15 protein-coding genes are annotated in these 17,390 nt (G+C 63.8%); 4 read left to right on the top strand and 11 right to left on the bottom strand.

Going from position 1 to position 17,390, the window contains the following annotated elements; all coding sequences use genetic code 11:
* Positions 1 to 15: 15 nt before the first annotated feature.
* A complete protein-coding gene (locus tag AB7A72_RS01460; RefSeq protein WP_369458808.1) occupies positions 16 to 1,212 on the bottom strand; it encodes a M20 aminoacylase family protein in 1,197 nt (398 codons plus the stop codon).
* Positions 1,213 to 1,468: 256 nt separating this feature from the next.
* Between AB7A72_RS01460 and AB7A72_RS01455 the strand changes: the two genes are divergently transcribed.
* Together AB7A72_RS01455 and AB7A72_RS01450 are read left to right on the top strand one after the other, a co-directional pair.
* Complete coding sequence (locus tag AB7A72_RS01455) at positions 1,469 to 3,085, top strand: hypothetical protein (RefSeq protein ID WP_369458807.1); 1,617 nt, start codon at positions 1,469 to 1,471, stop codon at positions 3,083 to 3,085.
* Positions 3,086 to 3,117: 32 nt separating this feature from the next.
* Positions 3,118 to 4,635, top strand: coding sequence for a hypothetical protein (locus AB7A72_RS01450; protein WP_369458806.1), 1,518 nt, complete (start codon positions 3,118 to 3,120; stop codon positions 4,633 to 4,635).
* 79 nt (positions 4,636 to 4,714) lie between these two features.
* Here the strand turns inward: AB7A72_RS01450 and AB7A72_RS01445 are convergent, their stop codons facing one another.
* The 5 genes from AB7A72_RS01445 to AB7A72_RS01425 form a co-directional block, all read right to left on the bottom strand.
* Positions 4,715 to 5,905 (bottom strand): MFS transporter, encoded by a 1,191-nt coding sequence (locus tag AB7A72_RS01445; RefSeq protein ID WP_407064941.1) that lies wholly within the window; start codon positions 5,903 to 5,905, stop codon positions 4,715 to 4,717.
* A gap of 132 nt (positions 5,906 to 6,037) precedes the next feature.
* Positions 6,038 to 6,865, bottom strand: coding sequence for a pseudouridine synthase (locus AB7A72_RS01440; RefSeq protein WP_239811396.1), 828 nt, complete (start codon positions 6,863 to 6,865; stop codon positions 6,038 to 6,040).
* A gap of 73 nt (positions 6,866 to 6,938) precedes the next feature.
* On the bottom strand, positions 6,939 to 7,352 hold the full coding sequence (locus AB7A72_RS01435; protein ID WP_239811397.1) for a DUF6691 family protein: 414 nt from the start codon (positions 7,350 to 7,352) through the stop codon (positions 6,939 to 6,941).
* Positions 7,353 to 7,362: 10 nt separating this feature from the next.
* Positions 7,363 to 7,791 (bottom strand): YeeE/YedE family protein, encoded by a 429-nt coding sequence (locus AB7A72_RS01430; protein WP_369458805.1) that lies wholly within the window; start codon positions 7,789 to 7,791, stop codon positions 7,363 to 7,365.
* A gap of 37 nt (positions 7,792 to 7,828) precedes the next feature.
* The gene (locus AB7A72_RS01425) at positions 7,829 to 8,152 is read right to left on the bottom strand and encodes an ArsR/SmtB family transcription factor (RefSeq protein WP_239811398.1); all 324 of its coding nucleotides are present in this window, start codon (positions 8,150 to 8,152) and stop codon (positions 7,829 to 7,831) included.
* Positions 8,153 to 8,241: 89 nt separating this feature from the next.
* On the opposite strand from AB7A72_RS01425, the gene AB7A72_RS01420 reads away from it, so the two are divergent.
* Positions 8,242 to 9,150, top strand: coding sequence for an MBL fold metallo-hydrolase (locus AB7A72_RS01420; RefSeq protein ID WP_369458804.1), 909 nt, complete (start codon positions 8,242 to 8,244; stop codon positions 9,148 to 9,150).
* Between the two features lie 20 nt (positions 9,151 to 9,170).
* On the opposite strand, the gene AB7A72_RS01415 is transcribed toward AB7A72_RS01420, so the two are convergent.
* From AB7A72_RS01415 to AB7A72_RS01405, 3 genes are all read right to left on the bottom strand, one after another.
* Positions 9,171 to 10,451 carry an MFS transporter gene (locus AB7A72_RS01415; protein ID WP_369458803.1) on the bottom strand — a complete coding sequence of 427 codons (1,281 nt, stop codon included), beginning with the start codon at positions 10,449 to 10,451 and terminating at the stop codon, positions 9,171 to 9,173.
* A 346-nt stretch (positions 10,452 to 10,797) separates the two neighbouring features.
* Complete coding sequence (locus tag AB7A72_RS01410; protein ID WP_369458802.1) at positions 10,798 to 11,634, bottom strand: DUF4377 domain-containing protein; 837 nt, start codon at positions 11,632 to 11,634, stop codon at positions 10,798 to 10,800.
* Positions 11,635 to 11,922: 288 nt separating this feature from the next.
* Complete coding sequence (locus AB7A72_RS01405; protein WP_407064940.1) at positions 11,923 to 12,801, bottom strand: peptidoglycan DD-metalloendopeptidase family protein; 879 nt, start codon at positions 12,799 to 12,801, stop codon at positions 11,923 to 11,925.
* A gap of 347 nt (positions 12,802 to 13,148) precedes the next feature.
* On the opposite strand from AB7A72_RS01405, the gene AB7A72_RS01400 reads away from it, so the two are divergent.
* Positions 13,149 to 13,733: a DUF2242 domain-containing protein gene (locus AB7A72_RS01400; protein WP_239811403.1), complete on the top strand. Its 585-nt coding sequence runs from the start codon at positions 13,149 to 13,151 to the stop codon at positions 13,731 to 13,733.
* Positions 13,734 to 13,865: 132 nt separating this feature from the next.
* On the opposite strand, the gene AB7A72_RS01395 is transcribed toward AB7A72_RS01400, so the two are convergent.
* Positions 13,866 to 15,245, bottom strand: a complete 1,380-nt coding sequence (locus AB7A72_RS01395; RefSeq protein ID WP_369458801.1) for a YdgA family protein — start codon at positions 15,243 to 15,245, stop codon at positions 13,866 to 13,868.
* Between the two features lie 208 nt (positions 15,246 to 15,453).
* Entirely contained in the window at positions 15,454 to 17,379 is a 1,926-nt protein-coding gene (locus tag AB7A72_RS01390) for a gamma-glutamyltransferase family protein (RefSeq protein ID WP_369458800.1), read from the bottom strand.
* Positions 17,380 to 17,390: the final 11 nt, after the last annotated feature.

Below are 17,390 nucleotides of genomic sequence, written 5' to 3'. Positions count from 1 at the left end.
TGCAGCGATGGGACCTTAGCGCTGCGCCTGGGTATCGAACCAGCGGCGTGCCAGGCGATCCCAGAACTTGGCGCCCAGGGCGATGTTGTTGTCGTTGAAATCATAGCCCGGGTTGTGCAGTCCCACGCCAGGCTGGCCATCGGCGCCATTGCCGATCCAGCCATAGGCACCGGGCACTTCTTCGAGCATGAAGCCAAAGTCCTCGGCCGTCATGGCCGGCAGCACATCGGTGTGGGCATGGGTGGCGCCCACCATCTCGCGCATCACCTCGCCCATGAAGAGCGCTTCCTTGCGGTGGTTGGTGGTGTTGGGGTAGCCGGGTTTGATGATAACTTCGGCGCTGGCAAAGTGCGCCTCGGCGATGTGGCTGGAGACCCGGTGCAGCCCATCGATGAGGAACTGCTGCGAGGCCAGGGTCAGGTTGCGGCAGGTGCCGTAGATGCGCGCCTCATCCGGGATGATGTTCTCCACCGTACCGGATTCGATCTTGCCGACGGTCAGCACGGCCGCATCGAGCGGATCGGTGCCGCGCGAGACCAGGGTCTGCAGCTGGCCGACGATGGAGCAGGCGACAGGAATCGGGTCCACCGTGGTGTGTGGCAGTGCCGCATGGCCGCCCCGGCCGCGCACCACAATCTCAAAGCGCAGCGCGGCCGCCATGATCGGCCCCACGCGCACCCCCATCTGGCCTTGCGGCAGAGCGGGCCAGTTGTGCAGCGCAAACACGGCCTGGCAGGGAAACCGGGTAAACAGCCCGTCGTTCATCATCGCGCGGGCGCCGGCACCGCCTTCTTCGCCGGGTTGAAAGATCAGGTGCACGGTGCCGTCAAAATCACGCTGGCCGGCCAGCAGCTCGGCCGCACCCATCACCATCGTCGTGTGGCCATCGTGCCCGCAGGCATGCATGCGGCCCGGGTACTGGCTGATATGGCCGAACTGGTTGGTCTCCTGCACCGGCAGCGCGTCCATGTCGGCACGGATGCCGATGGCAGGCCCGGGGTTGCTGGCATCGCGCCCCCTGCCATGGATGCTGGCCACAATGCCGGTGGTGCCCAGGCCGCGCACCATCGGGATGCCCAGCGCCGTCAGATAGGCTGCGATCTTGTCGGCGGTGCGGTTCTCTTCGTACTTCAGCTCCGGGTGCATGTGCAGATCGCGGCGGAATGCGGTGAGCTGGTTGATATTGGGGCCTTGGTCTTTGTCGATGTACATGGCTTTATTTCCTCGGATCGCGGGCCGCAGCCGGACGGGTGCTGGCATCGATTATGCGGCTGCCGAAACGATCAATGTGAGACAGCCCTGGCAGCTATTGTCACCTCGGTTGGCCGGCTCAAAAGGCTGTTGCCCTAAGGTGTGCAGCGATATTGAATGTCTGCTGCGAATATTTTTATGGATATATAAATTTTTCTGATAAAAACTCTCAAATCAGCATTGTTGCAATGGGGTGTTTTCGGGAGGAGATATTGGCATGAAGATAAATTGGTGGAGATGTATTGGAATGAGTGCGTTGGTGCTCGGTGCATCGGGGGCATATGCGCAAAAGAGCTACGCGCCACAAAATGGCACCTGGGTGGTGAGCAGTGAGCTCGATGGCAAGCCGGGGCGTGGACTGGCGCTGGATGTGCAGTTTGGCTCGATGGTGCTGCAGCTGTATGCCTACGAGCCAGACGGCTCGCCCACTTTCTATATGGCGAGCGGTAATTTTGAGATGACCGCAGGCACCCCGTTTGTCGCGCCGCTTAAGCGTTATACATCAGGGCGTTACTTTGGCAGTGATGCACGCGACGCCCAGGAGCTTGATACAGCAGGAGAGGTAAGGGTTGATTTTGACAGTGCCACAACTGCTACCTTGACCTTGCCGGGCGAGCCGCCGCTGCGTATCCAGCGTTTTTATTTTGACAATCCACTGATCCAGCCAGGCCAGCGCGCGGTGTTTTACTTGGGCGCCATCTCGGAGCCAGAAGCAGAGCCGAGGCTCGCCACGCTGGAGATGGATGTGCAAGGCGTTGCCCATTTTCAGTATCCGCGCTTTGACCGGGAGGCCAGTGCATGGCGAGACAACCGATGGCCTTGCAAAATGGTGCCCGTGCGGCAAGCCATGGTGTGCGAGCGACTGAAGGACGATGGTGAGGTGCTGGACCGGGTGGTTCTGCAGCGCTATCTGCACGAGCTTGTTGGTGTGCTGGAGACCGAGCGTAGCAGCGAAGCTTTCAAAGGCCCCTTGCTGTATGTGCATGGCAGCGATCAGAGCCTGCAGACGCAGCCGCTTGACACTGCCGCAGCCGCTGCACCTTCGGGGCCCGTTCCAGGTGTTGTTCCCGACAGCGGCACCTGGGTCGTGACGGAAGAAAAAACGGGCCGACCTGGCCGGGGGCTCAGCATTGATGCGCAAGGCAGTCAGGTGCTGGTGCAGGTCTTCAATTACGGCAGTGATGGCAAGCCCACCTTCCACATGGGCGTTGGCCCGTACCTGCAAGCTGCGGCGTCCGTGCCCTTGAAGCAGTACCGAGGCGGCCGGTCCCTGGGCGGGCCTGCTGCTTCAGGCGTGGAGACGGGAGAGACCCAGACCCTGGGCCTGCAATTTGACAGCGCAAACAGCGGTTGGGTGCAGTTCCCAGGTGAAGCGGCCAAGCGCATTGAGCGCTTTCAATTTGGCGTGAACCATTGGTTTGTGGAGGCAGATCGCCAACCGCTGATGTACCTCCAAGGGTTATGGACCGCTGTGTCGACCCATCCCAAGCTGGCGCTGCAGTTTGAACTCCATCCTATGAACTGGCAACCGGGCAAGCAGCCGCCCACCTCGTATGACACCTGGCCCGAAGTCGGCTCCAGCGCCAGCGTCAAGTGCCGATACGAACAGACTGCCGACGGCAACGTGCGTTGCGCGGTAACTGGAAAGCGACTCGGCGTAGATCCAGAGTTGGAATACCGTTTTGCCCTCAGTTACCGGGGACGAAGCTTGGCCACGGTCTATCAGCTGCAGAGAGACAAATCACTGCTGCTGTTGGGGCAGGTGCCCTTGATACGCAGAAGCAATTCGTACACCGCTTTTGGCGTGGGCATAGGCTTGCCCAGAACTTATTGATCTGCCGATGGGCACTGACAACAAGGATTCGTATGACGCATTGGTGTAGAAAAACGCTGTTGCTGCTGGGTGCTGCGACAAGCATGTCTCTCGTCTGGGCTGGTCGTGATTTCACCCCGTTATCGGGGACCTGGGTGATCGATGCAGAACTCGATGGCAAGCCTGGACGCGGTTTGGCGATCGACGTGCAGGGCGATACCGTGGTGCTGCAGGTCTATGGCTATGAGTCCAGCGGTGAGGCCACGTTTTATATGGCGTCTGGCCCCATGGTTGGTAACGGCGCCGTGCTGTCTCTGCAGAAATTCCAGGGCGGCACCGCATTGGGTGGCCCGGTGCGCGACGCGGAGCTGGCCGCGAATATGGGCGAAGTCCAGCTGCAATTTGCCAATGGTGTGCAAGGCAGCATCCAGCTGCCGGGGGAGCCTGCCTATGCGATGCGCCGCTTTGTGTTCAACGGCCAAGGTGATATGTCAGTGCCCAATCCTTCCCAGCGCTTTGCGCTGGCAGAGCTGGGCAGCGAGAACCAGCCGCTGAACCTCTGGTTCATGGATGTTGTGCCCACTGGGCTGCTCACTCTACGCAGACCATCCCCGTTTGCAGAATGGAATTTGCAGTGCCAGCCTGCCAACGATCAAGGCACGGTGGAATGCATCTCTGAGGCATCCTCATCTACCCCGCGCATCCGCCTGAGTTATCAGCAATTTCTCTATAACGCCAGCGCCTTGCTGGAAGTTGACGGGGAGGCGGCACGCAGGCTTGTCGGTGCCTACATGCATACCCGCACGCCTGCAGGAATTCCTACTAATGGCGACAGAAACTGGTACTCGGCCTTGCAGGGTTTTGATGCAGAACAACGCCTACCGGAGCCGGGAACCTGGATCATGCGCGACGAAAAAACCGGCAAGCCCGGTCGCGGTATCAGCCTCGATGTGCAGTTTGGTCAGGCCCTGATGCAAATCTTCCATTACAGGCCCGAAGGCACCGCGACCTTTCATATGGGGTCCGGCGAATTTTCTCAATCACGCGCCAACATTGCGCTGAAAACCTACCAAGGGGGGCGCTATCTGGGTGGGCCTTGGCAGCCGGCCACGGAGGCCTCTGACGGGGGAGTCGCCGCCATCAATTTTGACCGCTTGGACAGCCGAAAGGACATGAATGAAGGCTCGATCCGCCTGGCTGGAGAGCCTTTGCGCGTGATGGAGCGCTTTGAGATGCAGCCCACGCGGCCCGCGCTGAGCAGCTTGATGGGGGACTGGGTATTCAGCCACAGCCTATCTTCAAAGCCGAAAGTGGTGGCGCTGAACGTGGTCAAGGGCGATGTGCTGACCAATGCAGCTGGAGATTTTGAATGCCGGTTCACGCCGCTGCTGACCGACACCGTGGTGGACTGCAGCAGCACACCCAGCGATGGCGCGCAGCCAGAGCGTTTCAGCTTTCCTTTCAGCTTCCAGGGGCGCAGCGCCATCAGGAACAGCTCCTATGGCATCGCCTTCCGGGTGCGTGACCGCCTGGGCAACCTCACCGGGATGGGGCCGCTGGTCAGGCCCTGACCTTGCAAGCGAGGGCCTCGCCACTGCCGCTGCAGTCTGATGCAAGCTTGGCGGTGGCGGGCCGCTTGTGTCGGCGCCCTTAACCGGCCCTGGCAGCAGAGGCCGCTGCGCCCGGATGGGACAGTCTGCGGTCCGCCAGCAAGGCCGCCACATTGAGCAGGGCCAGCACCGCGCCGGCGATGCAGGCGCCCGTCCAGCCGCCGTGGTGCCAGGCCCAGGCGCCGATGGCCGAGCCAGCCGATGCGCCGATGAAGTAGCCCGTCATATAGCAGGCATTGATGCGCGAGCGCGCTTCGGGGGCCAGCCGGTAGATGACGTTCTGGTTGCAGATATGGGTGCCTTGCAGCGCCAGCTCGATGACCAGCATGCCGGCGATGAACAGAAATACGGAGTGCTGGCTGTACCACAAGAGCGCCCAGTTGACGACCAGCAGCAGCACCGAGAAGGCGGTGGTCGGGCGCTCCAGGCCCTTGTCGACCAGCCGGCCTGCGGCATTGGCCATCAACGCACCGGCCACACCGGACAGGCCAATCAGGCCGATCGACGAATCACTCAAACCGTGCTCCGGGCCGCCGAGCATCAAGGCCATCGTAGAAAACAGCACGCTGACCGACGCAAAGGCCAGGCCCCCCAGCAAGGTGCGGGTGCGCAGGCGGGGCTGCGTGCGGATCAACGTGGCCATGCTGCCCAGCACTTGGCCATAGGGCAGGCGTGCGCCGCTATGCGCCACCTTGGGCAGCACCCGGTACAGAGCCAGCGCCACCAGCACCATCGCGACACCGCCGACCTTGTAGACCAGGCTCCAGCCCCCCACGGCCGACAGGAGACCGGCAACGGTGCGTGACAGCAGGATGCCGGTGAGCAGGCCGCTCATCACCAGGCCCACGGCGCGGCCACTCGATTCACGCGGCGCCAGGCTGGCGGCCATCGGCACCAGCACCTGGGCGGCGACCGAGAACAGGCCGGTCACCAAGGTGCCCAGCACCAGCGCGATGAAGGGCGAGGGCATCAGGCCGGCAAACCCGCTGACCAGCAGGCCCAGCGCGGCCAGCAGCATCAGGCCGACGGTCAGCTTGCGGCGCTCCAGCATATCGCCCAGCGGCACCAGAAACAGCAGGCCGATGGCATACGACACCTGGGCGCAGGTGACCAGAATGCCGGCCGTGCTCTCGCTCACCTGCAGCGCATGGGCGATGGAGTTGAGCAGCGGTTGGTTGAAGTAATTGGCCCCTGCGCACAGGCCGCAGGCGGTGGCCATCAGCAGCAGCACGGCAGGGCTGAGCGTTGTGGCGGAAGCGGCTGTGCCGGGGCGGGCGGGAGAAGTTGTTGTTCGTTGATTTTGCACAGCGTGAGTGTGCGCGCATCAGAAAAACAATGTGCGCCCTTGGTCTTGGCGCAGCGGCTATCGCGCCATTCCCGGGTCGTCGTGCAACCAGTCCGGGCTGCGCAGCAGCGCCTGCCATTGCTGCAGGCTGGGGTGAGACTGCGGCTCGGAGGTGCCCGCTGCCGGCTCTGCGTTCGGCCAGTGCAGTCCGCTGTCGATATGCAACGGCGCCTGCGTGTAGGGGTGCAGCAAGGACAGCGACCAGGCATGCAGCCACAGCCGCTGCAGGCCCAGGCGCTCGGCCCACCAGCGGTTCAGCGGCCCCTTGCCATGCGTGGCATCGCCAATGATGGGGTGGGCGATGTGCTTGAGGTGGCGGCGGATCTGGTGGCGGCGCCCGGTGAGTGGCTCGGCCTGCACCAAGGACAGCCGCGTGCCGGCAAAGCGGCCATCGTAAGCCTCGGGGTGCTCCAGCGTGGCCAGGCGCGCAAAGCGGGTCTGGGCCGGCTGGGCGGGCGCGTCTTGCGGGGCATCGTCGGGGCGCAGTGCGTGGTCCACCTCCGCATGCAGCGGCGCCCAGCCGCGCACCATGGCCAGGTAGCGCTTGTCCATCTGGTGGTTTTCAAACTGGCGGCGCGTGCGGCTGGCTGCCTCGGCATGCAGCGCCAGCAGCAGCACGCCGCAGGTGCCCTTATCGAGCCGGTGCAGCGGAAACACATGCTGGCCCATCTGGTCGCGCAGGGTCTGCACGACAAAGCGCATCTCGCCCGCATCCAGGCCCGTGCGGTGTACCAGCCATCCGGCGGGCTTGTAGATGGCCACCAGATGCTCGTCGCGCCACAACACGGGCAGGGGGCAGTCCTGGGCATGGGCATGCGCAACAGCAGGGTCGATGGCGAGAGACATGGGAGCGCGGGGAGGGGGAAGGTGGAGCGATGGTGCTGGGGTGTTCAGCTATGGATTTTATAGTGGCTGGGTTTCAAGACCGGTTTGACCACAGCCCGTACAACAGCATGCCTGCCAGCATGGCCAAGCTGAAAATCGCTGCGGAACCCAGGCCCGCCGCCGTGCCCACCAGCGCCGGGCCGGGGCAGTAGCCGGCCAGGCCCCAGCCAATGCCAAACAGCGCAGAGCCGAACAGCAGCGGGGCATCTATTGTCTGGCGCGCGGGCAATTGCATGGGCGCGCCCAGCAGGCTGCGGCTGCGCCTGCGGGCCAGTGCAAAACCGGGCAACCCCAGTGCGATTGCGCCGCCCATCACCAGCGCCAATGAAGGGTCCCAGGCGCCGGCAATATCCAGAAAACCCAGCACCTTCTGCGGATCGGCCATGCCGGACACGAGCAGGCCCAGGCCAAAGACCAGGCCTGCGAGGGCTGCCATCATGATAGTCATCGTTCTCTCCTTACAGAACATGGCGCGCCACATACACCGTCGCAAAACCGGTGGCCATGAAGACCAAGGTGGCAACCAGGGAGCGCAGCGACAGGCGCGAGAGCCCGCAAACGCCATGCCCACTGGTGCAGCCCGAGCCCAGGCGCGTGCCAAAGCCCACCAGCAGGCCGGCCAGCACCAGCAGCGGCCAAGCGGCGGGGCTGGCGGCCGCTGGCAGCGGTGCAAACCACTGGTAAAGCCAAGAGGCCGCCAGCAAGCCAAGCACAAAGGCCAGGCGCCAGGCGCCGCGCTGGGGGCGCGGTGGCAGCAGCGCGCCCACGATGCCGCTGATACCGGCAATGCGGCCGTTGAACAGCACCAGCAGCACGGCAGCCAGGCCAATCAAGGCACCGCCAGCGAGGGCGGTCAGGGGCGTAAAGGCAGACAGATCGATCGACATAGGAAGGCTTTCTGGAGACGAGGGTGAAGGCGCCGCCTCAGGCTGCCGGGCAGTACTGTGCATACAGTGTCTGCAGCAGCGCCAGCAGGCGCGCATCGGCCACCTGGTAAAAAATGTTCTTGCCCTCGCGCCGGGTGCTGACCGCGTTCTCTCGCCGCAGCACCGCCAGTTGCTGCGACAAGGTCGGTTGCTGAATGCCCAGCTGTGCCTCCATATCGCTGACGCAGCATTCGCGCTGGCTGAGGTGGCAGAGCAGCAGCAAGCGGTCTTCATTGCCGAGCAGCTTGAGGGCGGATACGGCATGCTGCGCGGCCTCGCGCATGGCCTCTGGGGAAGGGGCGGCCTTGGTATTTACAGACATGGGCAGAAGACTTGGTACAGCGGGCTTGCCGAACAGGGTGGTTTTTATTATATTAAAAGATATATTGTTTTGTGTGAATGTGTTTGACCATGCACTCTGCCACTTCTTTTGGTGTTCAGGCCTTTTTTGACGCAGTGACCGGCACCGTCAGCTATGTGCTGCACGATGCGGCCAGCCGTGAGGCCGCCGTCATCGACCCGGTCTGGGACTTTGATGCGAAGAGTGGCCGCACCAGTACCGCATCGGCCCAGCGCATTGCCGACTACCTGCAGGCCGAGCAGCTGACCTTGCGCTGGGTGCTGGAGACCCATGCCCATGCGGACCACCTGTCTGCCGCCCAGTGGCTGCGCATGCAGATGCCCGCAGGGGCAGTGCGTATTGCAGCACCGGTGGTGATTGGCCAGCGCATCACCCAAGTGCAAAAAGTGTTTGGCGGCATTTACGGCATGGAGGACTGCATTGCGCCGCAAGGCGCGGACTTTGACTGCCTGCTCAGCGATGGCGATGTGCTGGCGCTGGGCGCAAGCCGCATCCGCGCGCTGGGTGTGCCGGGCCATACGCCGGCGGACCTGGCCTATGCGGTAGAAGAGGCGGGAGAGGTGGCCGCCATTTTTGTGGGCGATACCTTGTTCATGCCCGATGTGGGCACGGCGCGTTGTGATTTCCCCGGCGGCGATGCACGTGCGCTATACCGATCCATTGGCCGGCTGCTGGCGCATCCGCCGCAAACGCGGCTGTATGTCTGCCATGACTATCCGCCAGCCGGCCGCGCTGCCGCCTGGTGCAGCACGGTGGCCGAGCAGCGTGCGCACAATATCCATGTGCACGATGGCGTGGATGAGGCGGCCTTTGTGGCGATGCGCGAGGCGCGCGATGCGACATTGGCGATGCCGCAGCTGATGCTGCCCTCGGTGCAGGTGAACATCCGCGCCGGCCGCCTGCCCGATGCCGATGCACAGGGCCGGCGTTTTCTCAAGCTGCCGGTCGATGCGCTCTGAGGGGCCAGTAACGCCCGGTCTTAGCGCCCCGCAGACTGGTGCTGCGCGTCTTCAAAGCGGTTCACCTTCCACAGGCTGGGAAAGAGCCGCGTCCACAAGGCCACCACGGCCAGCGAGCACAGGCCGCCCGCCACCGCAGCGGGCACGGCGCCCAGCAGGGCGGCGCTGCTGCCGGCGCGGAATTCGCCCAGTTCGTTGGACGAGCCGATGAACAGCATGTTGACCGCATTGACGCGGCCGCGCATGTTGTCGGGTGTGGCAAATTGCAGCAGCGAGCCGCGCACATAAACGCTGACCATGTCTGCAGCGCCAGCCACAGCCAGCGCCAGGCAGGACAGCCAGAGCCAGTGCGACAGCGAGAACACCAGGTTGGCGATGCCAAACACGGCCACCGCCAGCATCATGCGGCGGCCCACGTGGGTGCCAAAGGGGCGGCTGCTCAGGTAAAGGCCTGCACAAACTTCGCCGATGGCCATGGCGCTGCGCAGCAGGCCCAGGCCCTCGGGGCCGGTGTGCAGCACCTCATGGGCATAAATGGGCAGCAGTGCCACCACGCCGCCCAGCAGCACAGCGAACAGGTCGAGCGAGATGGTGCCCAGCACCATGGGGCGGCCAAAGATAAAGCGGATGCCCGCGCCAAAGCGCTGCCAGATCGTGTCACGTGCAGCGCCCGGCTCGGTGGCGGCCTTGGGCGCAGCATACAGCACCTTGACGCGCAGCAGCAGCCCGGTGCCGATTGCAAATGCGAGCATGCAGACGCCATAGGTCCACACCGCCCCCCCAGCCGCATACAAAAACCCACCCAGCATCGGCGCGCCAATGGCCGAGCAGCGCATCACCACGCTGTTGGTGGCGATGGCCTTGGGCAACAGCGCCATCGGCACCAATTGCGGCAACAGGCTTTGCAGCGCCGGGCCTGAGAAGGCCCGTGTGGCGCCATACAGTACCAGCACCGCATAAATGCCTGCCACCCCTGCGTTGCCATGGCCCGACAGCCACAGCAGCAGCGCGCTGCAAACGCTGCCCAGCGCCCAGCTGGTGGCCAGCACCTTCTTGCGCGGCAGCCGGTCAATCAGCTCGCCCGCAGGCAAGAGCAGCAAGAGCATGGGGATGAACTGCGCCAGGCCCACAAAGGCGAGCGCCATGGGATTGCGCGTGAGGTCATAGACCTGCCAGGCCACGACCACGGCCTGGATCTGGGTGGCGCCGACGGCGAAGACCCGCGCGATCAGAAAAGTAAGAAAGCCGCTGTGCTGGTCGCGCAGCAGCGGCGGAGGGGCAGGGTGAGTGGTCGCTGGCATGGAGTGGGGCGCAGCCTGCAGAGGTACAGCTGCTGCAACCGCTGAGTGGCTATAGGTGTTTGTGGCGCCATTCTGCCATGCCTGCCCAACTCTTATATAAGAGTTGGGCTTATCCATGCGGCAAGCAGGGCATGCCCAAAAGCGGGGCATGGCGCAAACGCCGCTGCGATGCGCGCATTGCATCAACGTGGGCGGCAAAAACCAAACCCCCAGTCACCGCTGGTGGGCGACTGGGGGTTGGAGATTTGGATTTAGCTGGAGGTTTTTAGCTGGCAATAGCTGTGAGCTGCAGTGCCTCCATCTCAGGTGAGTAAGCGAGCGCTGTCAGCAGCACCCGCTTGCCCCATCAAGGGGCCTTGGCGGTCTCGACGGTCATGTCCAGCACGTAGGCGTAGCGCGAGGCATCGGCAGGTGGGTTGGCAATGGTGTAGCGCTTCACACGCAGCACATTGCTGTAGCCGGGTTCGTGTTGGTAGCCTTCGATGTTGCCGTAGAAATGCTGCCAAGCGCCGGCCACGGTTTTGCGACCATTGCTGTCATAACGCAGCTCGCGCACCTGCAGGCATTGCACGCCCTTGGCAACGCCGTGGTTGCAAGGCTTGGTCTGGGGGCCGACTTCGTAGAACATGGTCTCACCCGCGCCACCATATTTGGTTTCGTTGGTGGGCACCGACTTCAACAGCCAGCGGCTGCCGTCGTTGAACTGCAGGGTCAGGCGCGGTGCGTTGTTGTCCTGTGTGATGCGCAGGCTTTCGGCGCGCGTGATCTGTGCGCTCACCGCTTGCTCCAGCTGCATCAGGGGTGGCTCGCAGGCCATCATCGTGCCAATCGGGTTGGTGATGCTGATCTTGTCGCCATCGAGCTGGTAGCCAGCGCCCATGACATTGCAGAGGTTGCCAATGCTCACGCGGTGCGCCGTCTTGGCATCGCCGCTGAAGCCCAGGCGCAGCACCTTCTTCGGTGCCAGTGCGGTGAAGGCAGGCAGTGCGCGGCCGGATTGGTCTTCGGCACGCTCCAGATCCCAGTGGTAGGCCTGCAGGGTTTTTTCAGCGGAGGATGCGTTCATGGCGGGTGCGGTGCTGCCTGGGGCAGGTGCCGCAGGCGTGGACGATGGGTTGCTGCTGCAGGCGGCCAGGGCCATGGCAGCCGCGGCGCTGAGGCTCATCAGTTTCCAACGTTGCATATGAAGTTTTCCTTATTAGAGGCAGCGCACTGGGCGCGCGCTGCAGTGGGTGAAAGCAAACCTTGAACGTGTTTACGATCTCAGCTTGCTATCGTAGAGGCTGCCTGCAGGCGCCGATGTAGGCCAAGCTTGTCGCTTGGCAGCCAGTCCATGCGGGCTGTCGCAGCCGTGTCTGCCTAAAACTTAGGCGCATGAAAAATATCGAAGCCAGTCAATGGGTTGCCATCTTGTCCAGAGCCTTGTCCACATGCTGACCCACAGATATCTGGGATAACCACAGGCGGGCTGTCAGGCCGTCAGGAAGAGCGCAGGGTCGACCATGCTGCGGTTGAGCATCACACCCCAGTGCAGGTGCGGGCCGGTCACCCGGCCGGTGGCGCCGACCTTGCCAATGACTTCGCCGGCTCGTACGCTCTGGCCCACGGTCACCTGGGTAGCGCTCAGGTGGCAGTACATCGTCAGAAAGCCGCCCCCGTGGTCCATCCAGATGGTGTGGCCGTTGAAGAAGTAGTCGCCCACATCGATGATCTTGCCATCGATGGGCGCCTTGACCGGCGTGCCGGTGGCCGCTGCGATGTCCATGCCGCTGTGCGGATTGCGTGACTGGCCATTGAACACCCGGCGCAGCCCGAAGGAGCTCGAGCGCCGGCCGGGCACCGGCACCGGCAGTTGCATCTGCGCGGGCAGCGGCGTGCTGAACGTGGCCATCACCGTTTGTTGGTGGTCACGTTCGCGCTCATAGCGGGCATTGTCGGCGGCAGACAGGTCGACCGTCTTGGGAGCAACCTTCAGGCGCTGCTCGCTGTATTTCTTGTCGCGCACGGTGTAGGCAATGCTGCGTGGCCCGCTGGCCGTTTGCAGCTTGATCTCTGCCGGGCCCGTGGGGGCCGACAGCGGTATGCCGACGAGCGCCGTCCACTCGATGGCATCGCCCAGCACCAGCAGCGGAATATCGCCTGCATAGGCCTGTGGCCGCTCAGCCGCAGGGCCCAGCGACAGGCGCGCCACACCCCCGGGAACGCGGGAGTCAGCGGGCCAGCCATCGGTTGCCGCAGCCTGTGCGCTGGGCAGCCAGGGCAACAGCGCCAGGCCACTGCCGGCCTGCAGCAAAAGGCGGCGCTGCAGGCGCGGTGACTCGGTAGGGCGGGCAGGTTCTGGCATGGGCATGGGTGTTGTTCTAGGTGGTGGCATGTGCTTTTAAAAGCATAGCGCGTTGTGCTTTTCCATCCTGGGCAAATGCCGCGCATAATATGCAAAATTTGGTAAACAAGAGCGCCGCTATAAGCGCCCTGGGACACGGCTGGTAGCATGCCGCTTTGCCCTTCGCACCGGGCGTGCTATACAGACGTTGGCTGACAGGCTGCACCGGCTCTATCCATTACAGTGGTGCGCTTGGGCCTGTCTCTGTCATCCAGGTCATCATGTTGTTTCGGGAGTTCGTTTCGTTCATGTTGGGCAAGCATTCAGACCTACTTTTACTTGCTGCATCCACCCGCTGCAAACTTCAACGCCCTTTGGCGGGCTGGTCGTTGGTGGCGGCACTGGCGCTTGCGGTCTCGGGTTGTGGCAGCCTCGACCGCGACACCGACAGCCATCGCTACAACGTCGTAGCCCACGAAACCTTCGGATCGTCGTCCACCTATTCGCGCCTTTTTGATGCGCCGCCCGAGCGGGCCTGCGAGGCTGCCCGCCGTGCGCTGCTGAGCCAAGGCTACCTGATCAATGTGGCCAAGGGCAAAGAGGTGGAGGGGCAAAAGAGCTTCCAGCCCGCCACGGACAACCACCAGATCATCACCATTCGCGTGGTCTGCGCAGCCGACAGCAAGGATGGCAAGGTGACCCTGGGCTTTGTGTCGGCGCTCAAGGACACCTACAACCTCAAGAAGAGCAGCAACTCTGCCAGCGTGGGAGTCGGTGCCCTGGGTTCGCTGTCGCTGCCTTTTTCTGCCGGCAACGATTCTATGGTGAAGGTGGCCAGCGAGACCGTGAGCTCAGCCACCTTCTACGACAGTTTTTTTGACCTGATCAAATCCTACCTGCGCCAGGACGATGAATTGCGCCAGCAAAGCCTGACCGGCGACGAAGAGTTCGTCGAGTAATCCGGCGCAGCGGCCCGTGTGCCGCGTCGCCAAAGCAGCAAAAAGGACAAGCCCGCCATCGTGGAACATGGCGGGCTTGTCTTTTTGCAGGGGCCATTGCTGGCCTCGCTGATTTTCGCCGTTTGCCGTCGCTCAGGGCATCGCGGACAGCAGGCTCATCATGCCGTTCTGGTCCAGCGGCTTGCCATTGGCTTGCAGCTTGCCATCGGTCCATTGCAGCTCGCTGGCCATGCGGTCCTTGTTGTCCACCAACAAGCCCGCGTCCACCAGGCCGGCCAGGCGCGCGTCCACATCCTGCTGCACGGCGCTGTCGATCTGCTTGTCATCGATGTCGTCCGAGCCTTCGTTCTCCAGCACATAGGTCTCGCGCACCTTGCTGGCGTAGAGCGACTGCAGCACGGGCTTGGGCATGTCCAGGCGCAGCAGCGCCTTGAAGTCGGTCATCGGGTTGAGCGGCTTGGCGGCATCGCCCTGGTAGGACAGCGATGCGGCCACCTCGGCCGTGCCTTCGGCGGTGCGCCAGCTGATGCGCTTGACCTCCAGCTCGGGCTTGCGGGCCAGCAGCTGCTGCATGCCCTGCATCAGCAGCATCTGCATGGCTTGGGGATCTCCCTGAATCTTCTGCGACTCCTTGGTGAACTGGTTCAGCCAGCCGGCATCGAGGTTGTGCAGGCCCAGGTCCATCACCATGTCGTCGATCTTGTGGTCCTTCTGCACAAAGGACTTGATCGATGTGTTGATGGTGGTGTTGACCACCTCGCCTTGCAGCTGGGTGTCTGCGGCCAGCTTCAGGTCGGCAAGCTCGGCCGGGCCTTCGCCGCTCTTGGGGGTGAGCTTGAGGCTGGCCAACGCCCATTCGATGCTGCCCACCATGAACTCCTGGCCCTTGGGCTGGTGCATGTCAAAGCGCATGGTGTTGCCGCTCATCAGCATATCGGCGGTCTGGCCGTCATCTTCTTCACCGGGCTTGGGCTGTACCAGCAGGCTGGGCATCGATGCATCGCCCTTGATGCGGCTGAAATCGGAGGACATCTCGAAATCGGACTTGAAGCCGCCAAATGCGAGCTTGTCACCACCGAATTCGCCATTGAAGGCGGGCGAGGTCACCTCGTTCTGGGTGCTCTTGGACCAGCCCACCTTGCTCTTCCAGACCAGCGGTGCCTTGTCCTTGAAGGCCACCACCCACTCAGGCGGGGCATCGGGATTGATCGCAAAGGTGGAGACGATTTCGGCCAGGTGCGCAATCGGGAGCGGGCCGTGGCTGATGTCATGCTGGGCGGTGAACTGCAGCTTTTCTTCGCCGGTATCCACCGTCCACAAGGTGTGGGCGGTCGATGAGAAGATGCCCTTCTGGTAATCCTGCACCTGCACCAGCAGCGGCGGCTTGCTCCACTCCTGGGCGGCGGTGGCAAAGCCCTCTTCGATACGGTTGCCCACCAGGTAGCCGGTGGTGGCTCCGCCCGCGGCCAGCACGGCCACGGCTGCGGCAATGCCGATGCCTAGTTTTTTCATGTATTTCCCCTCTGCGGTTTGAAACTGTGTTGGCACAGCTTGTGTAGTGCTTGGATGCTGCGTCTTGCGTGGAGCCCGCATTGTAGAGGGCGGCTCGCAACCCCGGCAATGCACAGCCCGCAGCCAATGTGACCAGGTGTAGCGATCCTTGATGACCAGACACCCCAACGGGCCGCAAGCGGCCCGTTGTCCATCCCATGCGGCCCGCTTACTGGCCCATCACAATGCCCTCGCGGCGTGGGTCAGCACCACCAAACCACCAGGACTTGCCATGGGCTTCGCCCCGCGAGATGGCCTGCAGGCCGCTGGTCAGGTTCTGCTCCTTGACTTCGGCACCACGGTTCTGCAGGGCCTGCACGGTGGCAGCGGGGAAGCGCTTTTCCTCCAGCACCGTGGGGCCGTTGAGGCTGCCGAAGTTGGGCAGGTTGATGGCTTGCTGCGGCATCAAGCCCCAGTTGAGCATGCCGTACAAGGTCTTGGTGGTGTAGTGGATGATCCAGGCGCCGCCTGGGCTGCCCGCGCTGATCACCAGACGGTCGGTGGCCTTGTCGAACACCAGGGTGGGCGCCATCGACGAGCGCGGGCGCTTGCCGGGCTCGACCCGGTTGGCGATGGGCTGTCCTTGCGCATCTCGCGGTGCCAGGCTGAAATCGGTCAGCTCGTTGTTAAGCAGGAAGCCGCCGGCCAGGCCCCGCCCGGTGTTGACCATCTGGCGCGAGCCGAACTGGTCTTCGATGGTCGTGGTCATCGCGATGGCGTTGCCGTAGCGGTCCACGATGCTGATGTGGCTGGTGCCGTATTCCTGCTGGTAGGGCTGGCTGGCATAGGCCAGCTGAACGCTGCCTGGCCGCCCGGGCTGGGCTTGCTGCATGCTGCGCGCGCCAATCAGCCCGGCGCGTTGGGCCAGGTAGTCCGGGCGCAGCATGCTGGACCAGTCACCGGCGGGTGCGCCGACGAAGGCCGGGTCGGCAACGTACTGGTTGCGGTCGGCAAAGGCCAGGCGCGAGGCCTCGGCATAGAGGTGCAGCCAGTCGGCACTGGGCAGGCCGTCGGCGTCCAGGCCCATTTGCCCGGCCGGCGTGTTGGCCATGATGCCCAGGATCTGCGCCACCGCGATGCCGCCCGAGCTGGGGGGCGGAAAGCCGCACAGCCGGTAGCTGCGGGTGGATGCGGGCTGGCTGGCCGGGGCGCCAGCGGCACTGGGCGAGTAATCGCTGCACAGCGCCTGGCGCTTGACGGGCTGGTAGGCGGCCAGATCGGCCAGGCTGAGCTTGCCGGGATTGGTGGCATGGCCTTGCACCTTGCGCACGATGGCTTCGGCCACCGGCCCTTCCAGCAAGGCCTTGGAGCCGTGCTGGGCGATATCGCGCAGCACCGCGGCGTACTCGGGGTTCTTCAGCAGATGGCCTACGGGCCAGGGCTTGCCATGGGCATCCAGAAAATAGCCGCTGGCCACCGGGTCCTGGCCCAGAAACTTTTCCTGCGCAGTCAGCGCGTTGAGCCGTGCGCTGACCTTGAAGCCATCGGTAGCAAGGCGGATGGCGGGCTCGAACAGGCTCGCCCAGGGCAGCTTGCCATGCTCCTTGTGCGCCATCTCCAGCATGCGGATGGCGCCGGGCACGCCGACCGAGCGGCCGCCCACGACGGCGTCGTGGAAGGCCATGGGCTTGCCATCGCGCATGAACAGGTTCTCATCGGCCGCCATCGGTGCGACCTCGCGGCCGTCATAGGCTTCGACCTGGCTGCCTTGTGCATGCAGCAAGAAGGCACCACCACCGATGCCGCTCGACTGGGGCTCGACCAGGCCCAGCACCAGTTGCACGGCAATGGCTGCATCGATCGCCGAGCCCCCGGCCTTCAGCACCTGGTAGCCGGCATCGGTGGCCAAGGGGTTGGCAGCAGCTACCGCATACTGCTCGGTGGCCCAGCCGGGCTTATCGGTCCAGCCGGAGCTGCCTTCGGGCTGGTCAGACGCGGACGGGGGCTGGTATTGCAACTGGGGCTGGCTGCTGCAGGCGGCCAACAGGGCTGCCGTTGCCACTGCTGCCAGAGACAGCGACCAGCGGCTGGCCGTCGTGCGGGTTGGCAGTAGATGCGGGCGGTGGGTGCGTGACCCCGGGGACAGTCGTGGCATGGCGATCTCCT

Origin of the sequence: Comamonas sediminis (assembly GCF_041107495.1) — a bacterium.
GTDB classification, from domain to species: Bacteria; Pseudomonadota; Gammaproteobacteria; order Burkholderiales; family Burkholderiaceae_C; genus Comamonas; species Comamonas sediminis.
Note: the sequence above shows the minus strand (reverse complement) of the source record. Positions and strands in the feature narration are given on the sequence as shown.